The 25,317-nt window shown below is 64.6% G+C and carries 28 protein-coding genes; 13 read left to right on the top strand and 15 right to left on the bottom strand.

The features are described from left to right. Positions 1 to 109 precede the first annotated feature (109 nt). Positions 110 to 496 (top strand): hypothetical protein, encoded by a 387-nt coding sequence (locus AC5P9F_RS16005; protein ID WP_099472686.1) that lies wholly within the window; start codon positions 110 to 112, stop codon positions 494 to 496. Positions 497 to 655: 159 nt separating this feature from the next. Here the strand turns inward: AC5P9F_RS16005 and AC5P9F_RS16000 are convergent, their stop codons facing one another. After that, on the bottom strand, positions 656 to 2,155 hold the full coding sequence (locus AC5P9F_RS16000; RefSeq protein ID WP_012481486.1) for a YifB family Mg chelatase-like AAA ATPase: 1,500 nt from the start codon (positions 2,153 to 2,155) through the stop codon (positions 656 to 658). A 262-nt stretch (positions 2,156 to 2,417) separates the two neighbouring features. Between AC5P9F_RS16000 and AC5P9F_RS15995 the strand changes: the two genes are divergently transcribed. Further along, positions 2,418 to 3,176 (top strand): carbon-nitrogen hydrolase family protein, encoded by a 759-nt coding sequence (locus AC5P9F_RS15995; protein WP_308679373.1) that lies wholly within the window; start codon positions 2,418 to 2,420, stop codon positions 3,174 to 3,176. 99 nt (positions 3,177 to 3,275) lie between these two features. On the opposite strand, the gene AC5P9F_RS15990 is transcribed toward AC5P9F_RS15995, so the two are convergent. The 4 genes from AC5P9F_RS15990 to AC5P9F_RS15975 form a co-directional block, all read right to left on the bottom strand. Then, the gene (locus AC5P9F_RS15990; protein ID WP_308679372.1) at positions 3,276 to 5,975 is read right to left on the bottom strand and encodes an XVIPCD domain-containing protein; all 2,700 of its coding nucleotides are present in this window, start codon (positions 5,973 to 5,975) and stop codon (positions 3,276 to 3,278) included. Positions 5,976 to 6,016: 41 nt separating this feature from the next. Further along, positions 6,017 to 6,679 carry an imm11 family protein gene (locus tag AC5P9F_RS15985; protein WP_024957931.1) on the bottom strand — a complete coding sequence of 221 codons (663 nt, stop codon included), beginning with the start codon at positions 6,677 to 6,679 and terminating at the stop codon, positions 6,017 to 6,019. 100 nt (positions 6,680 to 6,779) lie between these two features. Then, entirely contained in the window at positions 6,780 to 7,286 is a 507-nt protein-coding gene (locus AC5P9F_RS15980) for a cold-shock protein (protein ID WP_258391028.1), read from the bottom strand. 135 nt (positions 7,287 to 7,421) lie between these two features. Beyond that, on the bottom strand, positions 7,422 to 7,778 hold the full coding sequence (locus AC5P9F_RS15975; RefSeq protein WP_043034263.1) for a hypothetical protein: 357 nt from the start codon (positions 7,776 to 7,778) through the stop codon (positions 7,422 to 7,424). 627 nt (positions 7,779 to 8,405) lie between these two features. On the opposite strand from AC5P9F_RS15975, the gene AC5P9F_RS15970 reads away from it, so the two are divergent. The 5 genes from AC5P9F_RS15970 (at position 8,406) to AC5P9F_RS15950 (ending at position 11,938) form a co-directional block, all read left to right on the top strand. Further along, entirely contained in the window at positions 8,406 to 9,008 is a 603-nt protein-coding gene (locus tag AC5P9F_RS15970) for a DUF998 domain-containing protein (RefSeq protein ID WP_012481480.1), read from the top strand. Between the two features lie 238 nt (positions 9,009 to 9,246). Continuing rightward, complete coding sequence (locus AC5P9F_RS15965) at positions 9,247 to 9,576, top strand: hypothetical protein (RefSeq protein ID WP_012481479.1); 330 nt, start codon at positions 9,247 to 9,249, stop codon at positions 9,574 to 9,576. A gap of 634 nt (positions 9,577 to 10,210) precedes the next feature. Next, positions 10,211 to 10,606 (top strand): hypothetical protein, encoded by a 396-nt coding sequence (locus AC5P9F_RS15960; RefSeq protein ID WP_143566062.1) that lies wholly within the window; start codon positions 10,211 to 10,213, stop codon positions 10,604 to 10,606. A 58-nt stretch (positions 10,607 to 10,664) separates the two neighbouring features. Further along, positions 10,665 to 11,393 (top strand): hypothetical protein, encoded by a 729-nt coding sequence (locus AC5P9F_RS15955; RefSeq protein ID WP_197638249.1) that lies wholly within the window; start codon positions 10,665 to 10,667, stop codon positions 11,391 to 11,393. Between the two features lie 98 nt (positions 11,394 to 11,491). Then, positions 11,492 to 11,938, top strand: coding sequence for a DUF4279 domain-containing protein (locus AC5P9F_RS15950; RefSeq protein WP_012481476.1), 447 nt, complete (start codon positions 11,492 to 11,494; stop codon positions 11,936 to 11,938). On the opposite strand, the gene arr is transcribed toward AC5P9F_RS15950, so the two are convergent. After that, the gene (arr, locus tag AC5P9F_RS15945) at positions 11,931 to 12,365 is read right to left on the bottom strand and encodes an NAD(+)--rifampin ADP-ribosyltransferase (RefSeq protein WP_044571000.1); all 435 of its coding nucleotides are present in this window, start codon (positions 12,363 to 12,365) and stop codon (positions 11,931 to 11,933) included. The genes AC5P9F_RS15950 and arr overlap by 8 nt on opposite strands. 126 nt (positions 12,366 to 12,491) lie before the next feature. Then, positions 12,492 to 12,743: a ubiquinone biosynthesis accessory factor UbiK gene (gene ubiK, locus AC5P9F_RS15940; protein ID WP_005411375.1), complete on the bottom strand. Its 252-nt coding sequence runs from the start codon at positions 12,741 to 12,743 to the stop codon at positions 12,492 to 12,494. 155 nt (positions 12,744 to 12,898) lie between these two features. Here ubiK and AC5P9F_RS15935 point away from each other — a divergent pair, with 155 nt between their 5' ends. Then, complete coding sequence (locus AC5P9F_RS15935; protein WP_005411374.1) at positions 12,899 to 13,237, top strand: P-II family nitrogen regulator; 339 nt, start codon at positions 12,899 to 12,901, stop codon at positions 13,235 to 13,237. Between the two features lie 279 nt (positions 13,238 to 13,516). On the opposite strand, the gene AC5P9F_RS15930 is transcribed toward AC5P9F_RS15935, so the two are convergent. Then, a complete protein-coding gene (locus AC5P9F_RS15930; RefSeq protein WP_043034268.1) occupies positions 13,517 to 14,176 on the bottom strand; it encodes an RIO1 family regulatory kinase/ATPase domain-containing protein in 660 nt (219 codons plus the stop codon). A gap of 435 nt (positions 14,177 to 14,611) precedes the next feature. Between AC5P9F_RS15930 and AC5P9F_RS15925 the strand changes: the two genes are divergently transcribed. Further along, a complete protein-coding gene (locus AC5P9F_RS15925; RefSeq protein ID WP_024957655.1) occupies positions 14,612 to 15,517 on the top strand; it encodes an aspartyl/asparaginyl beta-hydroxylase domain-containing protein in 906 nt (301 codons plus the stop codon). Positions 15,518 to 15,635: 118 nt separating this feature from the next. Here AC5P9F_RS15925 and speE read toward each other — a convergent pair whose 3' ends face one another. Then, positions 15,636 to 16,487, bottom strand: a complete 852-nt coding sequence (gene speE / locus AC5P9F_RS15920; RefSeq protein ID WP_005414731.1) for a polyamine aminopropyltransferase — start codon at positions 16,485 to 16,487, stop codon at positions 15,636 to 15,638. A 191-nt stretch (positions 16,488 to 16,678) separates the two neighbouring features. Between speE and speA the strand changes: the two genes are divergently transcribed. Then, the gene (gene speA, locus AC5P9F_RS15915) at positions 16,679 to 18,568 is read left to right on the top strand and encodes an arginine decarboxylase (RefSeq protein ID WP_005411370.1); all 1,890 of its coding nucleotides are present in this window, start codon (positions 16,679 to 16,681) and stop codon (positions 18,566 to 18,568) included. A 37-nt stretch (positions 18,569 to 18,605) separates the two neighbouring features. Next, entirely contained in the window at positions 18,606 to 18,926 is a 321-nt protein-coding gene (locus tag AC5P9F_RS15910; RefSeq protein WP_059035666.1) for a DUF6122 family protein, read from the top strand. A 302-nt stretch (positions 18,927 to 19,228) separates the two neighbouring features. Here AC5P9F_RS15910 and AC5P9F_RS15905 read toward each other — a convergent pair whose 3' ends face one another. The 3 genes from AC5P9F_RS15905 to AC5P9F_RS15895 are packed head-to-tail and all read right to left on the bottom strand — an operon-like array spanning position 19,229 to position 21,494. After that, positions 19,229 to 20,548, bottom strand: a complete 1,320-nt coding sequence (locus AC5P9F_RS15905) for a sensor histidine kinase (protein WP_164225729.1) — start codon at positions 20,546 to 20,548, stop codon at positions 19,229 to 19,231. Next, positions 20,545 to 21,204 carry a response regulator transcription factor gene (locus tag AC5P9F_RS15900; RefSeq protein WP_005414726.1) on the bottom strand — a complete coding sequence of 220 codons (660 nt, stop codon included), beginning with the start codon at positions 21,202 to 21,204 and terminating at the stop codon, positions 20,545 to 20,547. Before AC5P9F_RS15900 ends, AC5P9F_RS15905 begins: the two co-directional genes overlap by 4 nt. Continuing rightward, complete coding sequence (locus tag AC5P9F_RS15895) at positions 21,204 to 21,494, bottom strand: PepSY domain-containing protein (RefSeq protein ID WP_033834860.1); 291 nt, start codon at positions 21,492 to 21,494, stop codon at positions 21,204 to 21,206. The genes AC5P9F_RS15900 and AC5P9F_RS15895 overlap by 1 nt, the downstream gene beginning before the upstream one ends. Before the next feature lie 151 nt (positions 21,495 to 21,645). Between AC5P9F_RS15895 and AC5P9F_RS15890 the strand changes: the two genes are divergently transcribed. Next, positions 21,646 to 22,080, top strand: coding sequence for a PepSY domain-containing protein (locus AC5P9F_RS15890; protein ID WP_308679363.1), 435 nt, complete (start codon positions 21,646 to 21,648; stop codon positions 22,078 to 22,080). 152 nt (positions 22,081 to 22,232) lie between these two features. On the opposite strand, the gene AC5P9F_RS15885 is transcribed toward AC5P9F_RS15890, so the two are convergent. The 3 genes from AC5P9F_RS15885 to AC5P9F_RS15875 all read right to left on the bottom strand — a co-directional run bounded on the left by AC5P9F_RS15885 (position 22,233) and on the right by AC5P9F_RS15875 (position 24,556). Further along, positions 22,233 to 22,715, bottom strand: coding sequence for a hypothetical protein (locus AC5P9F_RS15885; protein ID WP_164225730.1), 483 nt, complete (start codon positions 22,713 to 22,715; stop codon positions 22,233 to 22,235). Positions 22,716 to 22,841: 126 nt separating this feature from the next. After that, entirely contained in the window at positions 22,842 to 24,050 is a 1,209-nt protein-coding gene (locus AC5P9F_RS15880) for an NAD(P)/FAD-dependent oxidoreductase (protein WP_012481468.1), read from the bottom strand. 11 nt (positions 24,051 to 24,061) lie between these two features. Further along, positions 24,062 to 24,556, bottom strand: coding sequence for a lipocalin family protein (locus AC5P9F_RS15875; protein ID WP_164225731.1), 495 nt, complete (start codon positions 24,554 to 24,556; stop codon positions 24,062 to 24,064). Between the two features lie 182 nt (positions 24,557 to 24,738). On the opposite strand from AC5P9F_RS15875, the gene AC5P9F_RS15870 reads away from it, so the two are divergent. Then, a complete protein-coding gene (locus AC5P9F_RS15870; protein ID WP_006474562.1) occupies positions 24,739 to 24,987 on the top strand; it encodes a hypothetical protein in 249 nt (82 codons plus the stop codon). The last annotated feature ends 330 nt before the right edge of the window (positions 24,988 to 25,317 follow it).

The following is a 25,317-nucleotide window of genomic DNA, read 5'->3' as shown; positions in this document are numbered from 1 at the left end:
CCATCCCGTGATCGGGGTCAGATCCCTTTGCGCAGCAAAGGGCTCTGACCCCAGACCCAGCTTTGCGCGGCCGGCAGCGATTTTCCGGCAACGACGCAAGGTTCCCACAATGTTGCTGGGTCATCCTGTTGGCATGGCACAGCACAACCCGCGAACCCTGCTGTTCGGCATCCGGGGCCCAGGACGGCTCCGGCAGGTGCCGTCCGTGACGCCTGTGATCGACCTGCAGGCCGAGTACCAGTTCTGGCACGTCTACGAGCGCGTGGTCCGTCCGTTGCCCGGTGGGGGGCTGCGGCTGGCCTGGCTGGTGTGCCAGAAGGTTTACCGGGACCGGTGGCAGCACCCGGACGACAGCGACGAGGCGGCGTTGTCGCGGGTGCTGTTTGGCGGGAACATGACGGCTGACCGGGCGTCGGAGCTGGCGGAGCTCCATGCGCTGGTCAGCCGTCGGGTGGCGCTGCTGGCGAAGCGGGGGCGGGTGGATTCCGCGGCGTGATGGCGGGGGCGGCATTAGCGCCGCCAGGCGGCCATGACCCGCTCCTGGTAGAGTCGACTGTTAGTCGACTGCTCTTCGCGTCGGCCCACCAAGATACCGCGCTTCGCGCGCGAGTCGACTAACAGTCGACTCTACCAACGACCACTCGGGACGGTGCTTCTAGGGCTTTCCCCGGTCCAACTGCCGGTAACCAATAGCCTCAGCCAGATGCGCTGTCTGGATCACTTCGCAACCCGCCAGATCAGCAATCGTGCGCGCCACCCGCAGAATCCGGTGCATCGCACGTGCCGAAAGCTGCAGACGCTCGATGGCCTGCTCCAACAGATCCTGATCGGCCTCGCTCAGCTTCGTGCACGCCCGCAGCGCCGCTGGCGGCAGATGCGCATTGAGCGCGCCACGCGCCTGCTGCCGGGCGTGGGCGGCTTCCACCCGTGCGCGTACCGCAGCACTGGGCTCACCCAGCGGCGTGCTCTCCCGCAGCTCCACCGCGTCCATCCGCGTCACGCCGATATGCAGATCGATGCGGTCCAGCAACGGACCGGACACCCGTGCGCGATAGCGGTTGATCCGTTCATCGCTGCACAGGCAGCGGTTGCTGCGATCACCGGCCCAGCCGCACGGGCAGGGATTCATCGCGGCCACCAGTTGGAACCGCGCGGGGTACTGTACGCTGCGTGCCGCGCGGGCGATGCGGATGTGGCCGGACTCGAGTGGCTCGCGCAGGGTTTCCAGTGCGCTGCGGTTCCACTCTGGAAGCTCGTCAAGGAAGAGGACTCCATGGTGGGCCAGTGATATCTCACCGGGGCAGGGCGGGTTGCCCCCACCTACCAGCGCCGCCGCACTGGCACTGTGATGCGGTGCCCGAAAGGGCCGCTGCCGCCATCGTCTTGGGTCCAGCCCTTCGCCACTCACCGATGCAATCGCGGCCAGCTGCAGCGCCTCAGTCTCTTCGGTATCCGGCAACAAGCTGGGTAGGCGCGAGGCCAGCAGCGTCTTGCCGCAGCCAGGGCTGCCGATCAACAACAGATGGTGCCCACCCGCTGCGGCCACTTCCAACGCGCGCCGAGCATGCGCCTGCCCGCGCACGTCGGCCAGATCGGGTAGTGGCAACGGTGTCGTGTCCACGCGTTCCACGGGCGGCAACAGGCGCGGATTGCCCAACCCGGCGCAGCACTCCAGCAGCGTACGCGCTACACGCACATCGGCGTGCTCGGCCAAGGCTGCCTCTGCGGCATTCCCTGGCGGTACCACCAGGATGCGACCGGCTTCAGCGGCTGCAATCGCGGCCGGCAGTGCACCGGCCACCGGCCGCAGCTCGCCGGTCAGCCCCAGCTCGCCCAGAAACTCGTATTGAAGCAGCGACTGTGGATCGACCTGGCCGCTGGCCGCAAGAATGCCCAAGGCAATCGCCAGGTCGTAGCGACCACCTTCCTTGGGCAGGTCGGCAGGCGCCAGATTCAACGTGATGCGCCGCTGCGGAAAGTCGAAGCGCGCGCAGAGCAGGGCGGCACGCACGCGCTCGCGGGATTCGCGCACGCTGGTTTCGGCCAGGCCAACGATCTGGGTGACAGGCAGGCCGCCAGAGAGATGCACTTCCACCCGCACCAGCGGGGCATCGACCCCGGCGCGGGCACGGCTGTGGACCAGCGCCAGGCTCATGTGTGGTTTCCTGCGGATGGATGTTCGATGGTGCGGCAGGCATTCGGCACGGCGCCATCGGGCATTGCGGGTGAAACGGCTAGGGGGATTCCGGTCAAGGGCGATCCTTCGCTCTGAATAGTCATCGCTGCGCATCAGGAGTCGCCTCGCTGAAGCGTCAAAATCGCGCCTCGATCCCCGATGGATGCACTCAACCGGCGGTTGCATAATCAGCGTACGAGGCGGTTCTTGCTTCGGCCTGCGTCTGAGTAGAGAGGATGGAATGAAGATTGTTGCAGCACAGATGCGATCAGCTCCTGGCGACATCGATGGCAATATCGAACGGCACGTGCACTTCATTGAACGAGCCGCCTCGTGTGGCGGTGCGGCGGTCTTCTTTCCGGAGATGTCGCTGACCGGCTATGAGCCACGGTTGGCCGAACAGCTGGCAATGATCCCAAGTGACGCGCATCTGGAGGTATTCCAGTCTCTGAGCGATCAGCACCAGATTCTGGTCGCAGTCGGCGGGCCGTATCGCGGCAAGGATGGGCCGGAGATCGGCATGTTCGTCTTCCGCAGCGGTCAGGCACCGGCTGTCTACACCAAGCAGATGCTGCATCCCGACGAACTACCTTATTTCAAGGCAGGAACCACGTCCCTGTCAGTAACCATTGGGCAGGAAATTCTGGTCCCCGCCATCTGCTTCGAGTCGCTACAGATGGAAAGTGCACTGCGGGCCAAGGACGCGGGAGCGACGGTCTACGTTGCCAGTGTTGCAAAGAACATGATCGGTATGGAGCGGGCTCACCGCCACTACGCAACAGTCGCGCGGGAGCTTGGGATGAGCGTGTTGGTATGCAACGGCGTGGGCCATGCCGATGGATTCGAGATGACGGGAGGGTCCGCCGCCTGGGACAACAGGGGGGCGCTGAAGTGCCGCGCCGGAACTGGAGACGAGGCATTGGTGGTGTATGACCTCGCAGATCAGAGCGGTAGTGCCGTGACACTCCCAGCAATGGGCACGCTCGGGAGTGCGGGCTAACGCCCGGAAGGCTTGAGATGTTCGGAGGGAGCATTCGCCTGATTCCGTCCAGGCAGGAACCCTGGCGTTCTCATGAAGAACCCAAGCGTCACGTTGCCATCAACCCAACCGCGGCCCCTGCCGGCTCTCTTCCTGCTGCCGTTCCTGCGCTTGTGCCAGCTGCTGCGACTGCTCCTGATCCTGAGCGCCGAGGCTCCGGTTGGCCGCTGCATACTGCTGCTCCGGTGCGACCGCCAGGGCCTCCTGTGTTGGCATCTGCACCCGGTTGGCGGCGGGGTCCGATGACGCGCCCGGTCCTGAGCGCGTCACGAACAGCGTGGCGCCCGCAGCACGGGTTTCGGTGGCTTCACTCAGTGCCATGTCTACCTGGTCGCCGGGCTTGAACCCGGCTTCTGCTGCAAGCCGGTAGGCGCTGGCCAGCAGGCGGTCGCTGCTCTGGTCCCACGGCTTGTTGTTCTTCTCATCCAGCATGGCTACCGACGAGCGCAGCTGTTCCAGCAGCCCGCTGCCATCTGGGCGAAGGGCCGTGCCGTGGTGCCGGTCTACGTCAGCGTCGTGCTGCGTGGCAGGCCTGGAGGTGTGTGGCGGCGATGCACTCGGTGCGGGCTCAGGTGAAGTTGGCGCGCGCGGCAGGGCATCCGCGGGCTGCTGCTCCGCAGTCGAGCGCTGCACGTGTGCCTGGGCAATCTCCTGTGGCGTGGTGACGCAGACGATCTGCATGCGCTCGTCATCTTTCCCGGCCAGTGTGGCCAGCGAGCCATCCTTTTGCACCTGCAGCATGAACGTACCGAAGTCGGGCACGGCGCGTGCGTGATCCTGGGCAACGGCGGCTACGGCGTCATCAATCTCTTCTGCACTGCGCACAATGCCGGCACTACGGTAGGCGTCCACCACCTGGCTGCGCAGGCCGTATTCGGTTGGCGTGGGGTTGGCCCGGGCGATGTCGGCCATGGACGTCAGCTCCTGTACGCCGGCCTGCTGGCTCTGGCGCGTACGATTGAGCTCCTCGACGATGCTGCCCTCGGCCGGGTTGGTGCCGTACACCCAACCCGGCGTTTGCCACTGCCCGTTGGCGTCCTGCGTGTACTTCTCGCCGTTGGAAGCGCGCAGGGGCTGCGTCTGGGTCAGCGCGTTGGTGATCACCTCCGGTACCGGCTCAATGGTGGCGAACTCGTGCCAGTTGTACTGGTTGAACGCCACCTGGTAACGGGCGGCAAGCGCCTCCGGCGTGTTCAAGGCGTTCTGGGCAATGATGCGCTGCGATTCCCGTTCCAGTTGGCCCGACTTTTCCGGGCTGACAGGCACGCTGTAGTCAAAAGGGACGCGTCCATCAATCATCGCGTGGATGGAGAGGTTCCATTCGCCGTTGTGCGGATTGCGCACGTAGTGGCGGTTGGTTTCAAACGGCTCGCGCGGCGGCGTGCTCTCGCCGCCTGCATCAAGCTTGAAGGGGTTCTGCGGCTTGGGCAGGTTGGCCATGCCCAGTGAATATGAGTCGTTGGCGGCTTTGTAGTTCAGCTCATCCAGCAGCCGGCCACCGGCGACCATCGTGATCTCGCGGTAGCTTCCGTCGGGCTGCGGTGTGCGCACGCTGCGGCTCCAGGTGCCCTTGGCATCTTCCGGATCGTGGCTCCATTCGTTGCCGCTGCGGTCCACCTGGGTGTAAACCGCCTTCTTGTCCTGGTACTGAGCCCAGTACTCACCGCCGAAGCCACCGGCCACGCCGCCCAGCAGCCCGGTAGCCAGCGCACCTGGCCCGGTCCACGATCCGGTGAACAATCCGTACCCCGCGCCCAGCAGGAAGCCGCCACCGAAGCCGCCTGCAGTGCGCCCCACGAAGTGGGTGGCCGCGGATTTTGCGCCGGCGTTGTTGCCCTCGCTGTGCAACTCGGCCACGCGGTGGCCGGTGATGGCGAAGTCCACGGCCAGTGCGGCAACACCCGCGGCCCCGAGTACGCGCGCGCCGGTGATCTGTCCGCGCGCGGCGGCAGCTTCGGCGGCGCCTTCCGCAGCGCCAGCGCGCCCAGCAGAGCCGGCCAGTTCCGGAGCGGTGGTTGCCGGGCCAGGGCGCACGATGGTCAGTGGCATCTCCGGGTTGAACGCCGTACGCACGCGGGCCGCGGTGTGCTCGCTCAGCGGCAGGCGGCCGCCCTGGTTGGCCTCCTGGATTGCGGTGCCCAACGATGCGCGGCCCCCCCAGCGCTCGCTCAGGGTGGAGTTGCCGGATTGGTCGATGGCATCCAGCGCCGCCGTCACGTTGGCTTCGGAGTGGGTGACGCCGCGCCAGCGCAACTCGGTCGGGTTGAGGGTCTTCAGTTCCGCAATCTGCGCGGCGTGGGTGCGCTGGTAGCCGTCCAGATCGGCGAAGAAGGTGCGGATCCTGGCGTTGGCTTCGGCCGGGGTCATGTTCTCCGGCGTGTTGGTGACCAGGTCGCCGTTGAGGATGCCGGCGCGAAGCGTGAACTCCAGGTTCTGGATGCGGGCAGCCATACGCTCGGCGGCGGCAGCGCGCACATCCGGCGCAGAATCCTTCGCCAACAGCGCTCGGCCATCGTAGGTTTCTGCGAGGTCGTCGAGAACGAACTTCAGTTGATCCGAGTACGCACTCAACGGGCCGCCCGAGTGCGGCGATATACCCAACCGGGTTGCCAGCGCGGGGTTCGCGGGCAGGTTGAGGATGTTGTCGGAACCGTGGAGCGTGAAATGACCACTCCTGGCAAGCGACTTCAGCAGCTGGCTTTGTTCGAACGCATTCTGTTCGATCAGATGGTGTCCCTGGAAAACCGGTGTGTCGGCCATGCGCACCACCTCATTCAAGAATCCGTTTGAAGGAGCTCGTCCTAGAGATCGGCTACATCGCGCAGCCGTACGCCGGAGAAGTTGGCGGCATTCAATGCATCAAACATCGCGCGGTCGCAGATGGGCGGTGCGCCCATGCGATCCTGGCGGAAGATATGGGCATCACCCACAACGTCCTGTTTGAACACCAGGCTGGCGCCGCCGACGAGGCTGTAAAGCTTCTCGTCCTCGCCGGTCTGATAATTGTGGTCGAGCTTGATTCTCACGCGGGACGAGGCTTCATCCAGGGCGTCGAGCCTGCGCAGCACATTGCCCAGGTAGTACTGGGGCCCGGGGCTGCCGTCGGCAAGGCTGAAGTCGCAGGCCACAAAGGCAAACGCCTGGGGGTCCATCTGCTCAAACAGCTGCTTCAACGGTTCCGACACAATCCAGATGCCAGCGAGCTCTTCCAGATCGCGTGGCATTGCGCCCTTCTCGGGCACATGAACCAGGTGGGGGCGCTCCGGATACTGGCCTGGCGTTCCATCAGGACGCGAGATGACATTCATCCCCGGATCGATCAGCTTGTCTTCGTTGGCGATCTCTATACCGGGTACCCCGCCGTTGCTCAGCAAGCCTGCGTCGATCAGGAAGAATTCGCCCTTGTGGGATGCGGCTTCGGCTGAAACTTCGGTGGCGGTCGATTCGGTCACGGGGGCTTCCATCATGGATGCGGGGGCAGAACGGGAAAAACCGTTGAGCCGATGCTAGCGGGGCTTCTGCGCAGCCACAAGTTGCGCCGAAACGGTGCCGAGGGCACGTGATTCACGCGGCTCTTTTGGAATTTCGGAGCAATGCCGAGGATGATGCTGCCATTCCTTCCACTGCCTGCAATGGTCTGCTGGATAGGCGGAATGACGAGGGAGATTCCAGCCGAGGGTGGCCTGGGTCCCTGAACACGCAGCGCTGGTCATCAGGCACCGACCTGTCAAGGCGCCCAAGCCGTGCCTCAACCCACGAAGGCCCCGCACTTTCCACCAGCAACCGCCCCTGGCTCTGGTGCAGATCCAGCCAACGCTCGAAGCTGGTGCGCAGACGCTCGATGTCCGGCGCCCGCCACCGTGCATCGGCAGGCATGCGGATCAGCACGCGCGAGGGCGCGTTCTCCACGGCCATCACCAGCACGCCCTTGCACCGGATCTCGAAGGACGTCGCCCCGGCATGGCGCGCGTGCAGTTCAAAGCCCTCGTGGGCCTTCGCGGTCACGAAGCCAAGTGCATCACTGTGCAGCAGGCGGTAATCGGCCGGCCGCAGCTTCTGGTAGGCCCACACCTGATCGCCCGCAGGCTCGGGCCACCCCATCCACACCGCCGCCATGATCGAGGCGCACACCGCCGCAGCGGCAAGGCCGTGGTTCTTCATTTGTCACCCCAGACACAGGCAGAAACGTACGCGCCACAAGCGCGCTCAGTCCTTGGGCCGTACCCGTTCGTGGATGAACGCAGTAAGCGCCAGATCGGCCATCACCAGCCCCTCCATCACCCGGTCGCCCACGTACTGCTCAGGCTCACCGTTCTGGCGCGTGCGCTCGGCCGCCAGCAGGATCTCCTGCACGATGCGCTGGCCGGTGAGCGCGCAGTCGGCGTCGGACAACGCCATCTGCCGGCTGCGCAGGTGATGCTGCTCGGGCCAGGGTTGGCCGTCGGCCGCAGCGCCCGCGCCGATGGCGTGCAGGATGGCGATGAGGCTGTTGCGGTCTGGGGCCGAAGCGCGTGACGGCGCTTCCTGGATCGGGCGCGGGGGAGGGGAGTGCGGCGTGGTCATGGCGGGCTCCGTGCAAGCAGGCAGAAGCCGCCACCGATAAAGGTGGCGGGCAGAGCGTGGCTCGAAAACCGGATGTTGGGAACCGGCGGGTACAAGACCCCCACGCCCCGCCCGCCATAGCCGGCAGACGGATTGCCAGCCGGCACCACGCGCGGTGGTGCCGGCTGGCAAGCGCAAACTACTTCCCAACAAAACGGGTTTTCGAGTCCCGACCACCGATGCACGGTGGCGCAGTAACGATTACCTGCTGTTGTTCGGAATGCCAACGGGTAGGGGTCAATGCCGCCAAAACCCGAGACGCTTTTGGCATTGTCGCATAGCGTGGAAAGGGGCGAGAGCCTTGGTGTGCTAGGCGCAGCGGCACTTCTGGAACGGAGTCGTCAGAACCTTCCGTCAGAGATGTAGGGCGCGGCAAATGCGACAGCATTGGTCTGACGGTCGCTGATGGATGCCGCGTAATTCGCCTCCATGCGTGAGTGACTTTCTGCCTATTGACCCCGTGGGGCGTCACGCAGAATCTGACTACCGTTGTAGTCACCAGGAACTATCCTGCCCGCAGCAGGAAGGTTCTGCGGCGTTTGAACGGACTCCACCCACTGGCGCAGGCCGCTACAAGGATCACTGTACGTGTTACGCCGCAATCGACTTCTTCTGTCTGCGGGTCTGCTCCCGCTTCCGTGGTTCCTGTTCTGGACCAGCGTTGCTGCCCTGTTCGCGCCGGGTTACAACCCGCTTGCCCAGCACGCCAGCGAGCTGCTGCAGGCGCCAACGCTTGCAAGCATCTGCGGCAGGATTGCGGCTATCGGCTCCGGTATGGGCTTCGTGGCGTTCTCCATCGGGGTATGGCGGGAGTCCGGTCGCCGGATTGCAGTAGGTGCAATCTGCTGGTTGGTCTTTGGCATTTCCATGCTGACCAACGGGCTCTGGCCCATGGGCCATCCGATGCACGGCTTCTACACCATCGGTATCGCCAACATCATTGCACCGGCGATGTCGCACATCGAATTGAGCGCGTGGTCGGCCAACCGAAGGGCGTACGCCGTGACCGCTATGGTGAGCATCGCGGGCATCGTCTATCTCTGGTTGAACGTGGTGGGAGCGGATCCGGAGGGCTTCAGGGGGCTGACCCAGCGGCTGTTCTCGTCGATCAACTCGCTGTGGCCGTTCCTGGTTGCGCTGTACCTGATGCGCAGGGATTCAAGCGCGCTGAAGGCGGAGCCTGTGCATTGATGGCGGCGCGCGACAGGAACATAGAGGGCCGAACAAGGGCTTCTCGATTCTCCGGCCCCAGCTCAAGGTGATCTTCTCGGGATTCATGCCAGGGTGCTCACTGTTCAAGCCGTGGGTGCTCTTCAACCATCTGTTCCTTGATGCTGGCACCACGGGTGGTAAGAGGGGAAAGGTCGTGCGCGCCTTCTGCTATAAGTAGGGACCGCGCCCAGAGGGCCTTTTGGAAGATTGTGGGCTCATGGAGTTGTACTGGCGCTTGTTCACCAGTTGCACATCGCAGCAGGCGGCTCTCAAGGTCGCGGCGCGGATGTTTGAGCAAGCAGGTCTTGAAGTCAGCAATCTCCACGCCGAGCCATATCACAAGGGCGGCTTCATGGTGAGTGCCTGCTCCCGTCATGCTGCGCAATCGTGGCCTGAGTTTGTGGTTCTTGCCCTGGCTTCGGCACAGTGCACCGGCCGCGGATGGCTCCTGAGTGGTTCAATTGCGGAAGAGCTGGATGCTTGGTCCAATCATTCCTTGGTTTCCGGTGTTTCGTCTATCCATATCCAGGCGGAAAGGCGGGAATGACGAATCGCTGAAGTAGATGCCTAGTTCCGGCTTGGAGCTGCTCCAGAGACCAAAGCCGCTAGCCGGTAATCGCCTTGCAGTAGCGTGTCACGAAGAATGAACTCGTAGGATTCCAGGTGGTTGCCATGCGTAGTGGGATGAGTCTCTGCGTACTCTCCACGTGGAAGCAGCAGCATGAAGACGAGGACTTTTTGGACATGTTCAAGTAGGGGCCGGCTCGAACATTCTCTCAGGGCCAAACCGCTTCGTGGCTGGGCGTGGTTGAGATATTGCGAGTGTCCGCATCTGGCCACAGGGCGTCATGCGAAACATAAAGGACATTGGCTCGGTCAATGAGCCCACCGCCGGGTCCGGGTACGCGCTGGCTTGTCAGCTGCGCATGGTCGGTCTAGGATCGAACTGCATTAAGGTGAAAGGCCGCCATGCGCTGTTTTGCGGATAAGCTGTATAGCCGGACCCTGGGGTCGTCTATTAGATAATTAGCCGAGAGGAGCAATTGATGGAGCTTGATGGGCTGACAACCCCGGGGCAAATAGACGCGAAAGTTCGAGACTTTTGCAAGTCAATCAGCAAGGGGGCGCCCATATTCGTTGATGTTATCCCCGAGCTTTGGTGTCGACAGTCATGTTGCGAGATGAATGTCGATAAGCTGATAGAAGGGCGTGGTGGCGAAAAGGTGCTTGGGTACAAGATCTGGTACCTGCCCAAGTCTTACATTGAGGCTGAGCGCCACGTAGTTCACAAGCTGGGCGATGTTTTTCGTGACCCTACTTTTAATGCGGATGGTGAAGATAGGATTCTTTTTGTCGCTGACGATGATCAGAGGGGCGGCTATATGGGGCGCCCAATGAAGATTCGGCGTGGTTTCACCAATCAAGCCAGAAGATTCGTTGAGGTTTCCAATGCCCATGAGTCGAGTTCTCGCATCCAGCAGTTGGATAATGATCAGTCTTGGAAAAGGATGATTACCTATGCGGATTGGTTGAATGGCAAGCGGCAAGCGAACATGTGGATTGAGCAAATCGGCTAACAATTCATCCAGGCCGACGCCGCTTCGCGGCGCGGCTTAACTAAAATTCTAGAAGGCTATGGCCAATCTTCCAGCGACCATTGAAACATCTGTTGTAGAGTCAATGAAAAGCCCGTCTTTAATTGACCTCACCCTGGAGGTTGGGGAGGTCGCTATCGACTCCCTTCTCGATGATGGGCTTGCCAAAGACATCCCTTTCTTTGGCTTAATAATGAAGGCTAATGATGCGGTTACATCAATCAGTGCCAGGATATTTGCTGCAAAGATATACAAATTTCTTAAGGTTATTGGACAGACATCAAAAGAGGAGCGGGATCGCGTCATTGAAGATATATCCCGAAAAAAGGGCGGTACCGAGGCGGCGGGAACAGCTATCCTCGACCTGATTGATAGACTTGATTCAGAGAAAAAGCCAGAATTCGTTGGCAAACTATTCAATGCATGTGCTAGAAGGGATATTGCCGTCGATGAGTACCTTCGTCTCGCAGATATCATATCGAAAGTATATTTGAAAGACATTGAGCTGCTCTCAGATCCGCACCCGGGCGGACTCGCTACATCCCAGCAGAAGAATATATTCATGGCCAACGGATTGATGATCATGGGGATAAAGAATCCGTCGCGCGGCAGTGAGTCAGGTGCAAATATGTTGAAAATTGCGTCGGACATATACGAGAAGCCGTTTGATTTGACCTATAAGCTCACGCGATCGGCGGCGCAAATATCTCTGCACTGCTTTGGGCTGGATCGCTTTTCTGATCGCGGCATTGAAGGTTTCGTTAGCTAGTCGTCGAATAATTCATTCAGGGTCGATGGCGGGTAACTGATCTAACGTCGATGAGACGTGTGGATTGGAAGAGATTCCGAAGGGACAACTGGATTCCCATGTCAGCATTCGATCATTCCCTGGTAACCCTCCGATTCTTCGGAGACGGCCTCCTGCCCGAAGAAGTCAGTGCCTTGCTCGGAGCGACTCCAACCGCATCGCATCACAAGGGCCAGGAACTCAGAGGCAACCAATCAGGCACCGTGCGTATCGCCAGGACCGGGGGCTGGCGACTTGATGCGGAGCGTCGTGAGCCTGAAGATCTGGAAGCGCAGATCTTCGAGATCCTCGATCAACTCACCGGCGATCTCGCCGTATGGCAGGCTCTGGCACGCTTCCGGCCTGATCTGTTCTGTGGCCTTTTCATGGGCAGCAGCAATGATGGTGTCTCGCTTTCGCCTCGCGCGCTGCTCGCCTTGGGTGAGCGCGGCATTGAGCTCGGGCTGGACATCTATGAAGCCGATGAAGAAGTGCGCAACGCCCAGCGCCAGCAGGCCATCAGTTGATGATCTCTCCACTCCCCGAAGCAACGAACGCCTTCAACTGCCGAATAAACTCCGCGTCGTAGAGCTCCCACTCCGTAATCTCCCCAACCACCCGCAACGGCTGCGCACTCCGATACGAACGCGTCGGGTTCCCGGGAAACTTCTTGTTGGTCACGTTCGGGTCGTCTTCAAACGGCCCGGTCGGCTCCACCACATACACGCGCGGCCGCCCTTCACCGCGGGCCATCTCCGCAGCCAGCCCGGCGCCCTTGGCAATGGTGGTGAAGTAGATGTGGTTCATCACCACACTGTCGCGATAGTTGGAGCGGAAGCCCGCGCTCAGCAGCTCGCCCACCGCCAGATCAGCGCGGGTACCGTGATAGAACGGCCCGGCGACCTGGTCGCAGGTGTCATGCGAAACGGGTGTCCAATCGGTGTCCTGCGCCATCGCTGCTGCCCCCGCGTGTCCTGCCGGATTGACAGGCCGGCGAGTCTAGGGCGCCCGGTGGGCCTTGCTGCAAGGCCCCATCCGGGAAATAATCTGTAAACGGGAGGCGCGGTGCGCCTCCTTTTTTCATTCTGCGGCGCCGCGCCCTTCCAGCTCGCGCACGGCGGTTTCCAGCGCATCCAGCTTTTCGCGGGTCTTCAGCAGCACGGCGCGCTGCACTTCGAACTCCTCGCGGGTGACCAGGTCGAGCTTGGCCAGGCCGGCCTGCAGCGCGCTCTTGAAGGTGGCCTGCAGTTCCTCGCGCGATTCGCGCAGGCCCGGCGGCACCAGGTCGCTGAGGCGACGGGCGAGGTCATCGATTTGATTCAGGTCGATCATGGGGTGCTCCGTGGGGGTGGGCCCGTGCATCCGGCGCGGGCAGGCCATTCAGGCACAAGGATACTGCTGGCACCCACTGCCCGGACAGGCGGCAGCGGCTTCGCACGGGCCGCGTTCAGGCGCTATCCTCCACGCCGGAAGACAGGAGATAGACGATGAAGATGGTCATGGCGGTGATCAAGCCGTTCAAGCTCGACGACGTGCGCGAAGCGCTGGCCGAGCGTGGGGTCACTGGGATCACGGTGACGGAAGTGAAGGGCTTTGGTCGCCAGAAGGGCCACACCGAGCTGTACCGTGGCGCGGAGTATGTGGTCGATTTCCTGCCGAAGGTGAAGCTGGAAGTGGCGGTGACCGATGACCAGGTGGAGGCCGTGGTTGAGGCCATCGTGAAGGCCGCCGGCACCGGCAAGATTGGTGACGGCAAGGTGTTCGTGTACGACCTGGGCAGTGTGGTGCGTATTCGTACCGGTGAGTTGGACGCGGACGCGTTGTAAGCGCGCCGCGGGCTGCCGGCACACGACAGGGATGCCGGAATGGGACGAGGTAGAGTCGACTGTTAGTCGACTTGCGCGCGCAGCGCGGGGTTTTTCGGCTTCGGAACGAAGAGCAGTCGACTAACAGTCGACTCTACCTGATAGGGCGCACGCAGCCGCCGAGATGTCGTCCCCATCGGCGCACGCCCCCCCCGAGGCATCGTCCCCGTCGGGGCACGCAGCCCCCCGGCGCTGTCCCATCTCATCTCGCGATCCATCGCCGCCCGAAAGACGCGGCGCTTACCGCCGCTTGGCCCACTTATAGAACCGCTTCCAGCCCTGCCGCACGGCCGCGACCCAGCCCGGGTCGGCCACCAGTGCGGCCTGCGCGGCACTTGGCGCCTGGCCGGTCACGCGCTGGCGGATCTTCAGCAAGTTCTTCATGTCGCTGCGGCTCAGTTGCCGGCTCAGCGGGTTGCGGCGCAGCCAGCGTGGAGCGCGCCAGGCCGAGGTGAAGTCCAGCAGCACCGGTACGCCGCCGCTGACCACCACGTTGGTGCCATGCAGGTCGTTGTGGCTGATGCCGGCGGCGTGCAAACGGCTGAGCGCGTGCTGCAGCTGCTCGAACACGTCATTGCCCACGGCCTGCGCGGTGCTCAGGGTCTGGCCGGGGATGAATTCCATGCCCAGCGCCAGGCCACCGAGGGTGCCGAGCAGCGCGGGGGCGTGCTTCCAGCCGCCGAGGCGCTGCAGCATGCGGGCCTCGCGGCGCACCATCAGTCGCGCGATCAGCGAAACGGGAGTGCCGCGGTAGCGGGAATAGTCCTTGATGACTGCCTCGCGCCCGTCCAGGCAGGTGCGATAGACGTCAGGGGCCAGGAAGCGTTCGCCGCGCTTGAGCAGCAGCGGGGTGGCGGCCTCATCGCCGCAGGAGGAGGGGGGCAGAGCAGGAAGATACATGTCGGGGTCTCGGACGACCCGGTGGGTGGCGCAAAGCGTCAAGCGAACCGGTGTTACAGGGAGTTACTAAGTTTTCGTTAATTTTAGTACTCGCCAGTTCGCTATTCCACGATTTGTCGGAGAAATGTCAGGGGCGTGGCTGGAACAGTTCGTCGCGCTCAATCGGACAATTATGTCTCACTTGGTCGACGGTTCTTTCCGAATCAATAGGTTGGGCGCCGCATCGGTTCGTTCATCCGCGGCCCGCTGAACGTCGCGCACGTCCGGCTTGACCCCGACGCACGGCCTGCCGACCATAAGCTGTTAATTCGCGACATCGGCGGCCGCACCCTTCGGCACGTCCCCGTTCCCTGCCGCGTTCCTTACCGATGCTGGCCACCAGGCCGTGCATCGCCCCGATTCCCGTTCCGGCCGCGGCTGGAGGAAAGTGCTTTGATCATCAAAATCGTCATTGCAGCGCTGTTCGTCGCCTGCGTGCTGTACATCCACTTCCGTGGCAAGGTCCGCGCGCGCTGGTCGCGCCAGCTGCTGGACCACTCCAGTTTCATGGCCCCGATCAACGTGGTCATGTACATGTTCTCGAAGGTGCCGACCACGCCGTTCCTGGACCCGGCCAAGGAGTTCCCGCAGCTGGAGCCGCTGCGCCAGAACTGGCAGATGATCCGCGATGAAGCGCTGGCGCTGCGCGACGCGCAGAAGATCGCCGCGTCCAGCACGTTCAATGATGCCGGTTTCAACTCGTTCTTCCGCCGTGGCTGGAAGCGCTTCTACCTGAAGTGGTACGGCCCGTCGCACCCGTCGGCGAAGGCGATGTGCCCCAAGACCACGGCGTTGCTGGAGTCCCTACCGGACGTGCGTGCGGCGATGTTCGCGCAGCTGCCGTCGGGCAGCGAGCTGCGTCCGCACCGCGACCCGTTCGCCGGTTCGCTGCGCCTGCACCTGGGCTTGGCCACGCCGAACAACGACGGCTGCTACATCGAAGTGGACGGCATCAAGAAGAGCTGGCGCGATGGCGAGTGGATGATGTTCGACGAGACCTACATCCACCACGCGCACAACGAGACGCCCGATGACCGGGTGATCCTGTTCTGCGACATCGCCCGCCCGCTGCGCTTCGGCCTGCCGGGCCTGTTCAACCGCGCGGTGGCGGCCACGCTGCTGGCCGGTGGCGCCTCGCCGAACCTGCCGGGTGACCCGACCGGTGGCGTCAACAAGGCGTTCGGCAGCGTCTACAAGGTGCGCCTGAAGGCCAAGGCACTGCGCGAGCGCAGCGTGGTGGCCTACCAGCTGATCAAGTGGGGCCTGGTGGTGGCGGTGATTGCCGGTATCTGGGCGCTCTGATCGTTACATGAGGTTGCCGGCCAGCGGCCGGCACTACCGGAACATGAAAAAACCCGCGCTGTCGCCAGCGCGGGTTTTTCTTTTGCATGGGTGGGTGCCGACCGTTGGTCGGCACGCCTTACTTCAGTGCCGCCTGTACGAACGGCGGGGTCACCAGCACGCCGGTGTGCAGCGCGGCGGTGTAGTACAGGGTGTTGAAGGTCTTGGCGGCCGAGTCGGCCTGGCGGAAGTCGAAGCTGCTGTCGCCCTTGCGCGCCATGGTCACGCTCCACCAGCCGGTGGGGTAGCACGGCTGCGGGAACGGCAGGGTCTTGAACGAACCGAAGCCGGCCTTGCCCATCTCGGCGCGCATTTCGTTGATCAGCTCCAGCTGCATCAGCGGCGACTCGGACTGCTGCACCAGGATGCCGTCGTCCTTCAGGGCCTTGAAGCAGCTCTCGTAGAAGGCCTTGTTGAACAGGCCTTCGCCCGGGCCGACCGGGTCGGTCGAGTCCACGATCACCACGTCCACGCTGCCGGCCGGGCAGTTGGCCATGTAGGCCACGCCGTCGTCGAACAGCAGCTCGGCGCGGGCGTCGTCGTTGGAATCGCACAGTTCCGGGAAGTGCTTGCGCGCCATCACCGTGACCTGCTCGTCGATATCGCACTGGGTCACGCTCTCCACGCCGGTGTGCTTGAGCACTTCGCGCAGGGTGCCGCAGTCGCCGCCACCGATGATCACCACGCGCTTGGGTGCGGCGTGGGTGAACAGCACCGGGTGGCTGATCATCTCGTGGTAGAAGAAGTTGTCCTTGCTGGTCAGCATGATGGCCCCGTCGATGGTCATCAGGTTGCCCCAGTCGGTGGTCTGGAAGATCTCGATCTTCTGGAACGGCGACTGCACCTCGTCCAGCTTGCCGGTGATGCGGTAGCCGATGGCCGAGCCGGTGCGCTCGAAGTGTTCGATGTACCAGTTGTTGCTGTCAGTCATTGGAAAACAGTCCTGTTCGGAGGGGTGGAGCCGGGCTGGCGGGCGGGGCCGCGTGGCACAGATGCCACATCCGGACGGATCGGCCCGTTCAGGTTGGAACCTGTCACGGGCGCGGGCGCGCATGATAACGAACCTGTGGGCATATAGGCGTTATCATGCCCCCCCTTTTATTGCCAACAAGGCCGACTGAAATGACCGATTGGTCCCTCGACCAAGCCCGCAAGACCTACTCGATCCCGCATTGGGCGGACGGTTACTTCGACGTGGATCAGGCCGGGCACATGGTGGTGAGACCGACCGGGGCGGACGGCCCGGTGGTGTCGCTGCCCAAGGTGGTCGATGCTGCGCGCGCGGCCGGTGCCAAGCTGCCGCTGCTGGTGCGCTTCCCGGACATCCTCGGCCAGCGCCTGGGCAAGCTGCAGGCGGCCTTCGCCCAGGCCCAGCAGGACTGGGAGTACAGCGGCGGCTACACCGCCGTGTACCCGATCAAGGTCAACCAGACCCGCGGCGTGGCCGGCACCCTGGCCAGCCACCACGGCGAGGGCTTCGGCCTGGAAGCGGGCAGCAAGCCCGAGCTGATGGCCGTGCTGGCGCTGTCGCGCCCGGGTGGCCTGATCGTCTGCAACGGCTACAAGGACCGCGAGTACATCCGCCTGGCCCTGATCGGCCGCAAGCTGGGCCTGCAGACCTTCATCGTCATCGAGAAGCCGTCCGAGCTGAAGCTGGTGCTGGAAGAGTCCAAGGCGCTGGACGTGAAGCCGGGCCTGGGCGTGCGCATGCGCCTGGCCTCGCTGGGCGCCGGCAAGTGGCAGAACAGCGGTGGTGACAAGGCCAAGTTCGGCCTGTCGCCGCGCCAGCTGCTGGACCTGTGGAAGTCGCTGCGTGACACCGAGTACGCCGACTGCCTGAACCTGCTGCACTTCCACATGGGCTCGCAGATCTCCAACGTGCGCGACATCGCCAACGGCATGCGCGAAGCCACCCGCTACTTCGTGGAGCTGTCGCGCCTGGGCGCGAAGATCACCCACGTCGATGTGGGCGGTGGCCTGGGCGTGGACTATGAAGGCACCCGTTCGCGCAGCTTCTGCTCGATCAACTACGGCCTGCATTCCTATGCCAGCAACATCGTGCAGCCGCTGGCCAATGCGTGCGAAGAGTTCGGCCTGACCCCGCCGCGCATCGTGACCGAGTGCGGCCGCGCGATGACGGCACACCACGCGGTGCTGATCGCCAACGTCTCGGAAGTGGAAGAGGCGCAGGAAGGCCGCGTGCCGGACCAGCACGACGACGAACCGGCGGCGATTCGCCACCTGCGCGAGATCCACGACGAGCTGGACGTGCGCCCGGCGGTGGAACTGTTCCAGGAAGCGCAGCATTTCCACGCCGAAGGCCTGGCCAGCTACGCGCTGGGCCAGATCGACCTGCCGCAGCGTGCGCGTATCGACGACCTGTTCTACGCCATCGCCCACGGCGTGCGTGCGCGCCTGAGCTATGACGAGAAGAGCCACCGCCCGGTGCTGGACGAACTGAACGAGCGCCTGGTCGACAAGTACTTCGTCAACTTCAGCGTGTTCGAGTCGATCCCGGACGTGTGGGCGATCGACCAGGTGTTCCCGATCGTGCCGATCGAGCGCCTGGACGAAACCCCCGACCGCCGCGGCATCATCGCCGACATGACCTGCGACTCGGACGGCATGGTGGAAACCTATGTCGAGAACGAGAGCCTGGACAGCTCGCTGCCGCTGCACAAGATGAAGCCGGGCGAGAGCTACCGCATCGGCTTCTTCATGGTCGGCGCCTACCAGGAGATCCTGGGCGACATCCATAACCTGTTCGGTGATACCGACGCGGTGGAAGTGCTGGCCGATGCCGATGGCTACGCGATCACCCAGCAGCGCCGTGGTGACACCACCGACGTGATGCTGGATTACGTGGGTTACCGCCTGGACGAACTGCGTGCGACCTATGCGCAGCGCGTGGCCGAGGCCCAGTTGTCGCCGGAACGTGCGCAGGAGTTGTCGGAGGCGCTGGAAGCCGGCCTGACCGGTTACACCTACCTGTCCGACGAACCGCTGGTCTGATGGACGGCGCCGGGCCTGCCCGGCGCCACCGTTGCAGATGAGCGTCCGCGCGATCTTCCACCTGTTCCTGCATGCCGCCGTGCCAGCCCTGCTGGCATGGCTGTTCTGGCGCAAGCGCTTTGCTTCGGCGTGGCTGCTGATGCTGCTGGGCTGGATCATCGACCTGGACCACCTGCTGGCCGACCCGATCTACGCACCGAACCGTTGCAGCATCGGTTTCCATCCGCTGCACACCGCACCGGCGATTGCCGTGTATGCAGGCCTGTGCGTGCCGAAGAAAACGCGGTTGTTCGGCATCGGTTTGATCATCCACATCGTGCTGGACGCGATTGATTGCTGGTGGATGCATCACCGTTGATGTTTGATGTGTGTCGACCAAGGTCGACACCTACCGGGCGTACGGCGACCGGTCGGATTGGCGCTTGGTAGAGCCGGCCGCTGGCCGGCTTCCGCGGGGCGTTCCCTGATCACGCGGTTGCCGGCCAGCGGCCGGCATTCCCCATCGTTGGGTTGGCCAATGTCGACGCCTACCGGGCGTACGGCGACCGGCCGGATTGGCGCTTGGTAGAGCCGGCCGCTGGCCGGCTTCCGCAGGGCGTTTCCGGTGACCACGTGGTTGCCGGCCAGCGGCCGGCACTACCCACCGTTTGGTTGGCCGCTTCACCCCACCGGCAACCACAACGCTGCGCGCAGGCCGGGCTGCGCATTTTCCAGCGCCAGGCGCCCGCCATAACTGGCGGCGATATCGCTCACAATCGCCAACCCCAATCCACTGCTGCCCTCGCGCTCATCCAGGCGTACACCACGCTGTGTGACCTGTGACAGCGCATCCGCCGCCAGGCCAGGGCCGTCATCACGCACTTCGATGCGCAACTGCCCGTCGTGGGCTTCCGCTTCGACAGTGACCTGCTGTTGCGCCCACCGCCCGGCGTTGTCCAACAGATTACCCAATATCTCTTCCAGATCCGCACTGGCACCGGCGAACTGCAGCGCCGGATCAATGCCTTCCGCTGTGAACGCAATGCCGCGTTCGCCATGCACGCGTGCCATCAGCCGGCACAGCGCCTGCGCGACAGTCGCCACGTCGGTGCGTTGGCGATGGTCGGCGGCCAACCCAGCGGCCAGGTAGCGGTCGACACTGGCCTGCATGCGGGCGCTCTGCTCACGAACGGTCGCCCGCCAGTCCCTGCCGTCGCCGTCGGCCTCGGTGGCCAATACGCTCATCGGGGTTTTCAGCGCATGCGCCAGATCCTGTGCGCTGGTGCGCGCGCGCGCGACCATGCGTTGCTGGTGGTCCAGCAGCGCGTTGAGTTCCTCACCCAGTGGTGCGACTTCCGCCCCAAGTCCCCGCGTCTCGATGCGCTGCACATCGCCGCGCCGAACCCGTTCCAGCTGTGCACCGAGGCGGTGCAGTGGACGCAATCCAAAGTGCACCTGGCTGGCCAGCACCGCCAGCCAGGCCGCGACCAGCACACCCAGCGCGATGGCGGTGCGCTTGCGGAACGCGGCCACATCCGCATCCAGCGCGCTGCGGTCGGTGGCAACCACGGCGACGAACGGTGCGCTGGCGCGCGGCAGGCGCACCTGCTGCACGCGTGCACGCAGGGATTGCTGTAGTGGCCCAGCCAGATTGCGGGTGGCCGCACCTGTGGCCATGGCCGGCAGGGTTTCATCCCACAGCGAGCGCGACTGCAGCAGCACACGGCCATCGGCACCGGCAATCTGCCAATAGGCACCGGAGAACACGCGCTGGAAGCGCGCGTCATTCGGTTCCTGGCGCAGGCGCAGCTGTCCTTCGGGGTCCACTTCGGCCTGCGCCAGCAGGGTCAGCATGTCCTGCTGCAGTTCGTGGTCGAGGCGGTCACGCGCGCTGCGCTTGAACAGTTCGCCCAGCAGCGCGCTGGCCAGCAGCGAAACCAGCAGCAGGCCGGCGCCGCCAGCCAGCAGCAGGCGCCGTCGCAGGGAGGGTTGCCGGCTCACGGCGCGGCCAGCCGCCAGCCCTGGCCGCGCACGGTCTGGATCAGGTCGATGCCGAGCTTGCGGCGCACGCGTCCGAGCAGCACGTCCAGCGCATTGGAGTCCGGGTCGTGGCCACCGTCGAACACCTGTTCGCCCAGGCGGTCGCGGCCGATCACCTGGCCGCTGTGGTGGATGAAGTAACTGAGCAGGCGGAATTCCTGCGGGCTGAGCGACAGCGCTTGGCCGTCCAGCTCGAAACGGCCAGCGTTGACGTCCAGCTGCAGTGGTCCGCAGTGCAGGCGCGGGCTGGCGTGGCCATGGCTGCGGCGGATCAGGGCGCGCAGGCGCAGCACCAGTTCGTCGGCCTGGAACGGTTTGGTGAGGTAATCGTCGGCGCCTGCGTCGAAGCCGGCCAGCTTGTCGTGCCAGCGCCCGCGTGCGGTCAGCACCAGCACCGGGAAGCTGCGGCCGTTGCCGCGCCAGCGCTCGATCACGCTCAATCCGTCCAGCCCGGGCAGGCCCAGGTCGACGATGGCCGCCTGCAGGTCTTCGATCTGGCCGATCTCCTCGGCCTGGCGGCCGTCGGCGACCACGTGCACCACGTAGCCGGCCTGTTCCAGCAGGGGCACCAGGCGCTGTGCCAGTGCGGCATCGTCTTCGGCCAACAGGATGCGCATCAGTCGTCCAGCTCCGTCTTCAGCAGCTTTCCGCTGCGCGCATCATAGTCCAGCTCCACCACCACGCCGTCGCTGCGCAGGATCTCCACTTCGTAGACGCCGTCGTCCAGCTCCACTTCCAGCAGTTGGCCCGGAAAGCGCTTGAGCGCATCGCGCACCACGCTTTCCAATGGCACGTAGCGGCCCTGCTGCACGGCGCGGCGCGCGACCTGCTGCGCCGGGTCCTGTGCGGGCGCGGCGGCGGTCGGGGCGCTGGCCAGGGCCAGCAGCAGGGGCAGGGTGGAGAGCATCGGGGCGCGGGGAGGACTGTAGGACCAGGCGTGAGTGTGGCGGAGGTGACTAACAGCTGGCTAACAGTGCCGGCTAAGGCACTGTTAACCACGGGGTGCATTGTGGCGTTGCCGGGATGGTCCGGCCACGAACACGAACAGGAGAACCCCCATGTTGAAGTCACTCACCCTCGCCACTGTTGCCCTGCTGGCCGTCGCGCCGGCCGTACAGGCTGCGCCGCTGGGCATGGCCCAGGTTGAACAGACCCTGCGCAAGGCCGGCTACACCCAGATCCACGAGATCGAACGCGATGATGGCCTGTGGGAGGCTGACGTGAGCCGCGCCGATGGCCGCTTCAGCGAGGTCTACGCGGACCCGAAGACCGGCGAGATCTTCGATGAGCACAGCAGCCGCGCGCTGTTGACCACCGAGCAGGTGCTGGCACGGGCACAGGCGCATGGCCTGCGCGAGATCCATTCGCTGGAACGCGATGGTGCGACCTGGTCGCTGGAAGCCCGCAATGCCCGCAACCAGAAGGTGGAGGTGCGCCTGAGCGGTTATGACGGCCGCATCCTGCACAGCGAGCGCGATGGCTGGCTGGATTGATTCGCGTGCGGGTAGGTGCCGGCCGCTGGCCGGCACGGAATGCAGAGCGTGTCGACCAAGGTCGACACCCACCGGCACATGCAAGGTCGACACCTACCAGGCGTACGCAGCGGTAGTGGCCGACCTTGGTCGGCCCAGGCCGACGCGGGGCGTTACCAGCCAAACGGCGGCGGGTAATCCCAATAGCCCGGGCCGTGGCCGTAGTAGCCGCCGTACGGGCCGAAGAAGCCCGGGCCCTTGCCCTCGCTCACGTGGATGTTGACGTTGACCCCGTGGGTCTTGCCCTCATCGGTGGTGTAGTTCTTGCTCAGGTTCAGCGTGGCGGCGTTGTAGTGGCTGTTGCCGCCATTCTTGGAATAGCCGATGCCGGTGGTGAAGCTGCCGGACACCTTGACCTTGTCGTCGGTGACGTCGGCAATCTTCGCGTCGTCGTGCACGCGCGGGCCGCTCTTGTCACCGTAGTACGTGCCCGGCGGATCCTGCTGCAGGGCCGGGTCGTTGAGGTAGCGCATCGGCGCCTGCGGCAGCGTCAGGTCCAGGCCGGCAGCCTGCGGCGCGGTGGCGCCGGCGGCGGACTGGGCCAGCACGGTTCCCGGCAGGGCCAGGCACAGCAGCAGGGTCAGGGGGCGGATCATGACGGTGCTCCAGCGGACAGATGGCCGCGCAACACGCGGCGGTACAGGCCGACGCTAGCAGGGGCTGCTTGAATGATGCCTGTCGGCGCCCGCTCGCGGTAGAGCCAGGCCATGCCTGGCTGCAGGCTACAAGCGCCCGAACCCGAACAGCCCCGCCAGCGGATGCGCCCGCCGCTCGATCCCGGCCCGCAGCAGCTGCGCGCCGATCATCGAATAGGTGATGCCGTTGCCGCCGTAGGCCATGGCGAAGTGCACCCGCGGCCCCCACTGATCGTGCGGGCCGAAGAACGGCAGGCCGTCCGCCGTTTCGGCGAAGGTGCCGGCCCAGGAAAACGCCGGCACCGGGTCCAGCCGTGGGAACCAATGCAGCAGCTGCTTCATCAGCTTGTCGGCCTTGCTCTGAACGCGCCGGTCGCGGCGGGCGGGGATGTCGATGGCGTCGTCCAGCCCGCCCACCAGCAGGCGACGGTCGCCGGTGGCGCGCAGGTACAGGTAGGGGCGGGCGCTCTCCCACACCATGGTGGTGCGCAGCCGGCCGAGCACGTCCGCATCGATGGGATCGGTGATGAAGGCGTAGCTGCTGCGGTTGCGTGCAACCCGTTGCTTGAGCCAGCGCTGGTTGGCATAGCCCATGGCCAGCACCACGTGGCGTGCGCGGATGGTGGCACCGTCTTCGGTACGGGCGGTCACCCCGCGCGCAGTGGCGTCGAGGCTGTGCAGCACCGTGCGGTCATGCACGTGGCCGCCGCGCCGGCGCAGGCGCTGCAGCAGTGCATAGGTCAGCCGATACGGATCGACCCGCGCCGCCTGGCGCGTGAGCAGGGCACCACCGGCGTCCACGTCGAAGCGTTCCTGCAGTGCCTCCGGGCCCAGCCAACGGGCATCCAGGCCGATGCTTCGCCGCGCCTCACCTTCGGCCATCAGGCGCGGAACGTCGCGATGGCGGCTGGCCAGGTACAGGCTGTCCATGCGCTGGAAATCCACGTCCTTCAACCCGCGTGCCACGTCGCCCAGCGCTGGGATTGCTTCCGCACACGCCCGGTAGGCAAGCGCCGCGGCGTCCTGGCCATAGCGCTGGGCCAGTTCCAGCAGGTGGGTGTCGATCTCGTACTGCAGCAGCGCGGTGCTGGCAGCGGTGCTGCCCCAGCCGATGTCACGCTGCTCGATCACCGCCACGTCGTGGCCATGCCCGGACAACTCGTCGGCAATCAGCGCACCGGTGATGCCGCCGCCGACCACCAGCACGTCGCAGCGCAGATCCCGCTCCAGCGGTGGGAAGGCGTGGATCAGGCCGTTGCGCACCGCCCACCACGGGTAGCCACTCTTCAGGTCCATGAGTGGGCGGCTCAGGCTGTGGGGCGACCGGTGTGCGGGGTGTGGATCAGTTCGGACAGATCGAAGCCCTGCAGGCGGGCGGTGGCCAGATAATGGTCCTGCACGGTAGCGTCCAGCTGCGGTTCGCGGGCCAGCAGCCACAGGTACTTGCGGTCCGGGCTGCCGACCAGCGCCACGCTGTAGTCCGGAGCGATCTGGATCACCCAGTAGTCGCCCTTGGCGAACGGCAACCAGCGCAGGCCCTTGGGCAGGAAGCTCACCTCCAGGCGCGCGCTGTCGTTGTCGACGGCACAGGCCTCGCCGGTGGCTTCCTCGACGTCGCCGTCCATGCGGCAGCGGTTGGTGACGCCGACGTTGCCGTTGTCGAGCAGGGTGTAGTGCGCCGACACATCGGTGCAGCCTTCCGGCTCGTGGCGCATCGGCAGGCGTGCGATTTCGTACCAGGTGCCCAGGTAGCGGGGCAGCTTGAGGTCGGCGACGGTCTTCAGCGGCGGGTGGTCGGTCATCGGCGGTCGTGGCAGGGGTGGGCCTCCACGATGCCGATGGCCTTGCCATGGGCGGGTGAAGCCGGGGCGATGGCCGTGTCCAGAACGTTCCGTCGCCGCTGCGGCGTGTCCGTTGTCACCGGCGTGGCGGTATGCTGCCGCCAGCGCCGTGTTTTCCTGATCCAACCGAGGTGGAGGTGCCGATGTACCAGGTGATCCTGTTGAAGAGTGAATCCGCGTTCGCACGCGAGCAGTGGCCGCAGGTTGATGACCTGGTCGACTACGAGGGCGTCAGCTACAGCCTGCGTGCCGGCCCGCGCCAGCCGCTGCCCACCGACCACGACTGGCACCCGGTGGCGGTGTACGCGCCCGATGAGATCACCGAGGAAGAGTTCCAGGACTGGTACGCGCTGCAGCAGCCGACGGTGGAAGAGCTGCGGCTGAAGTACTGATTCCGCCGGCGTGGCGTGCGGGCGCGCGGAAACGTGGGCTGGGCGAACTGACCGGGCGAATCGACGGGATAAACCGACGGGATAAACCGACGGGATGAACGGCGGGGCAAATTGATGGGGCAAACCGACGCGGCAAACCGATGGGGCAAATCGACGGGGCAAACCGACGGGGCAAATCGACGGGGCAAATCGACGGGGTAGAGTCGACTGTTAGTTGTGATCTCTCTGTACGTTGTTCATCCGGGACATCTTTGGAAAATGGTGGTTACCACACCTCTCCAGACCCCAAAGAGCCCGGATGAACCACCATAAAAATGCCCGTTTGACCGT

Source organism: Stenotrophomonas sp. YJH_SMC_4 (assembly GCF_059371575.1).
Note: the sequence above shows the minus strand (reverse complement) of the source record. Positions and strands in the feature narration are given on the sequence as shown.

What these genes read in the sequence shown, in the direction of transcription:
- AC5P9F_RS15890 (WP_308679363.1), top strand. Translation starts at nt 21,646, where the DNA reads ATGTTGAAGTCACTCACCCTCGCCACTGTTGCCCTGCTGGCCGTCGCG.
- ubiK (WP_005411375.1), bottom strand. Translation starts at nt 12,743, where the DNA reads ATGATCGACCTGAATCAAATCGATGACCTCGCCCGTCGCCTCAGCGAC.
- AC5P9F_RS15880 (WP_012481468.1), bottom strand. Translation starts at nt 24,050, where the DNA reads ATGGACCTGAAGAGTGGCTACCCGTGGTGGGCGGTGCGCAACGGCCTG.
- AC5P9F_RS15870 (WP_006474562.1), top strand. Translation starts at nt 24,739, where the DNA reads ATGTACCAGGTGATCCTGTTGAAGAGTGAATCCGCGTTCGCACGCGAG.
- AC5P9F_RS15975 (WP_043034263.1), bottom strand. Translation starts at nt 7,778, where the DNA reads ATGACCACGCCGCACTCCCCTCCCCCGCGCCCGATCCAGGAAGCGCCG.
- AC5P9F_RS15885 (WP_164225730.1), bottom strand. Translation starts at nt 22,715, where the DNA reads ATGATCCGCCCCCTGACCCTGCTGCTGTGCCTGGCCCTGCCGGGAACC.
- AC5P9F_RS15955 (WP_197638249.1), top strand. Translation starts at nt 10,665, where the DNA reads ATGGCCAATCTTCCAGCGACCATTGAAACATCTGTTGTAGAGTCAATG.
- speA (WP_005411370.1), top strand. Translation starts at nt 16,679, where the DNA reads ATGACCGATTGGTCCCTCGACCAAGCCCGCAAGACCTACTCGATCCCG.
- AC5P9F_RS15965 (WP_012481479.1), top strand. Translation starts at nt 9,247, where the DNA reads ATGGAGTTGTACTGGCGCTTGTTCACCAGTTGCACATCGCAGCAGGCG.
- AC5P9F_RS15990 (WP_308679372.1), bottom strand. Translation starts at nt 5,975, where the DNA reads ATGGCCGACACACCGGTTTTCCAGGGACACCATCTGATCGAACAGAAT.
- AC5P9F_RS15930 (WP_043034268.1), bottom strand. Translation starts at nt 14,176, where the DNA reads ATGTATCTTCCTGCTCTGCCCCCCTCCTCCTGCGGCGATGAGGCCGCC.
- AC5P9F_RS15985 (WP_024957931.1), bottom strand. Translation starts at nt 6,679, where the DNA reads ATGGAAGCCCCCGTGACCGAATCGACCGCCACCGAAGTTTCAGCCGAA.
- AC5P9F_RS15935 (WP_005411374.1), top strand. Translation starts at nt 12,899, where the DNA reads ATGAAGATGGTCATGGCGGTGATCAAGCCGTTCAAGCTCGACGACGTG.
- AC5P9F_RS16005 (WP_099472686.1), top strand. Translation starts at nt 110, where the DNA reads ATGTTGCTGGGTCATCCTGTTGGCATGGCACAGCACAACCCGCGAACC.
- speE (WP_005414731.1), bottom strand. Translation starts at nt 16,487, where the DNA reads ATGACTGACAGCAACAACTGGTACATCGAACACTTCGAGCGCACCGGC.
- AC5P9F_RS15900 (WP_005414726.1), bottom strand. Translation starts at nt 21,204, where the DNA reads ATGCGCATCCTGTTGGCCGAAGACGATGCCGCACTGGCACAGCGCCTG.
- AC5P9F_RS15960 (WP_143566062.1), top strand. Translation starts at nt 10,211, where the DNA reads ATGAATGTCGATAAGCTGATAGAAGGGCGTGGTGGCGAAAAGGTGCTT.
- AC5P9F_RS15895 (WP_033834860.1), bottom strand. Translation starts at nt 21,494, where the DNA reads ATGCTCTCCACCCTGCCCCTGCTGCTGGCCCTGGCCAGCGCCCCGACC.
- AC5P9F_RS15875 (WP_164225731.1), bottom strand. Translation starts at nt 24,556, where the DNA reads ATGACCGACCACCCGCCGCTGAAGACCGTCGCCGACCTCAAGCTGCCC.
- AC5P9F_RS16000 (WP_012481486.1), bottom strand. Translation starts at nt 2,155, where the DNA reads ATGAGCCTGGCGCTGGTCCACAGCCGTGCCCGCGCCGGGGTCGATGCC.
- AC5P9F_RS15910 (WP_059035666.1), top strand. Translation starts at nt 18,606, where the DNA reads ATGAGCGTCCGCGCGATCTTCCACCTGTTCCTGCATGCCGCCGTGCCA.
- arr (WP_044571000.1), bottom strand. Translation starts at nt 12,365, where the DNA reads ATGGCGCAGGACACCGATTGGACACCCGTTTCGCATGACACCTGCGAC.
- AC5P9F_RS15950 (WP_012481476.1), top strand. Translation starts at nt 11,492, where the DNA reads ATGTCAGCATTCGATCATTCCCTGGTAACCCTCCGATTCTTCGGAGAC.
- AC5P9F_RS15995 (WP_308679373.1), top strand. Translation starts at nt 2,418, where the DNA reads ATGAAGATTGTTGCAGCACAGATGCGATCAGCTCCTGGCGACATCGAT.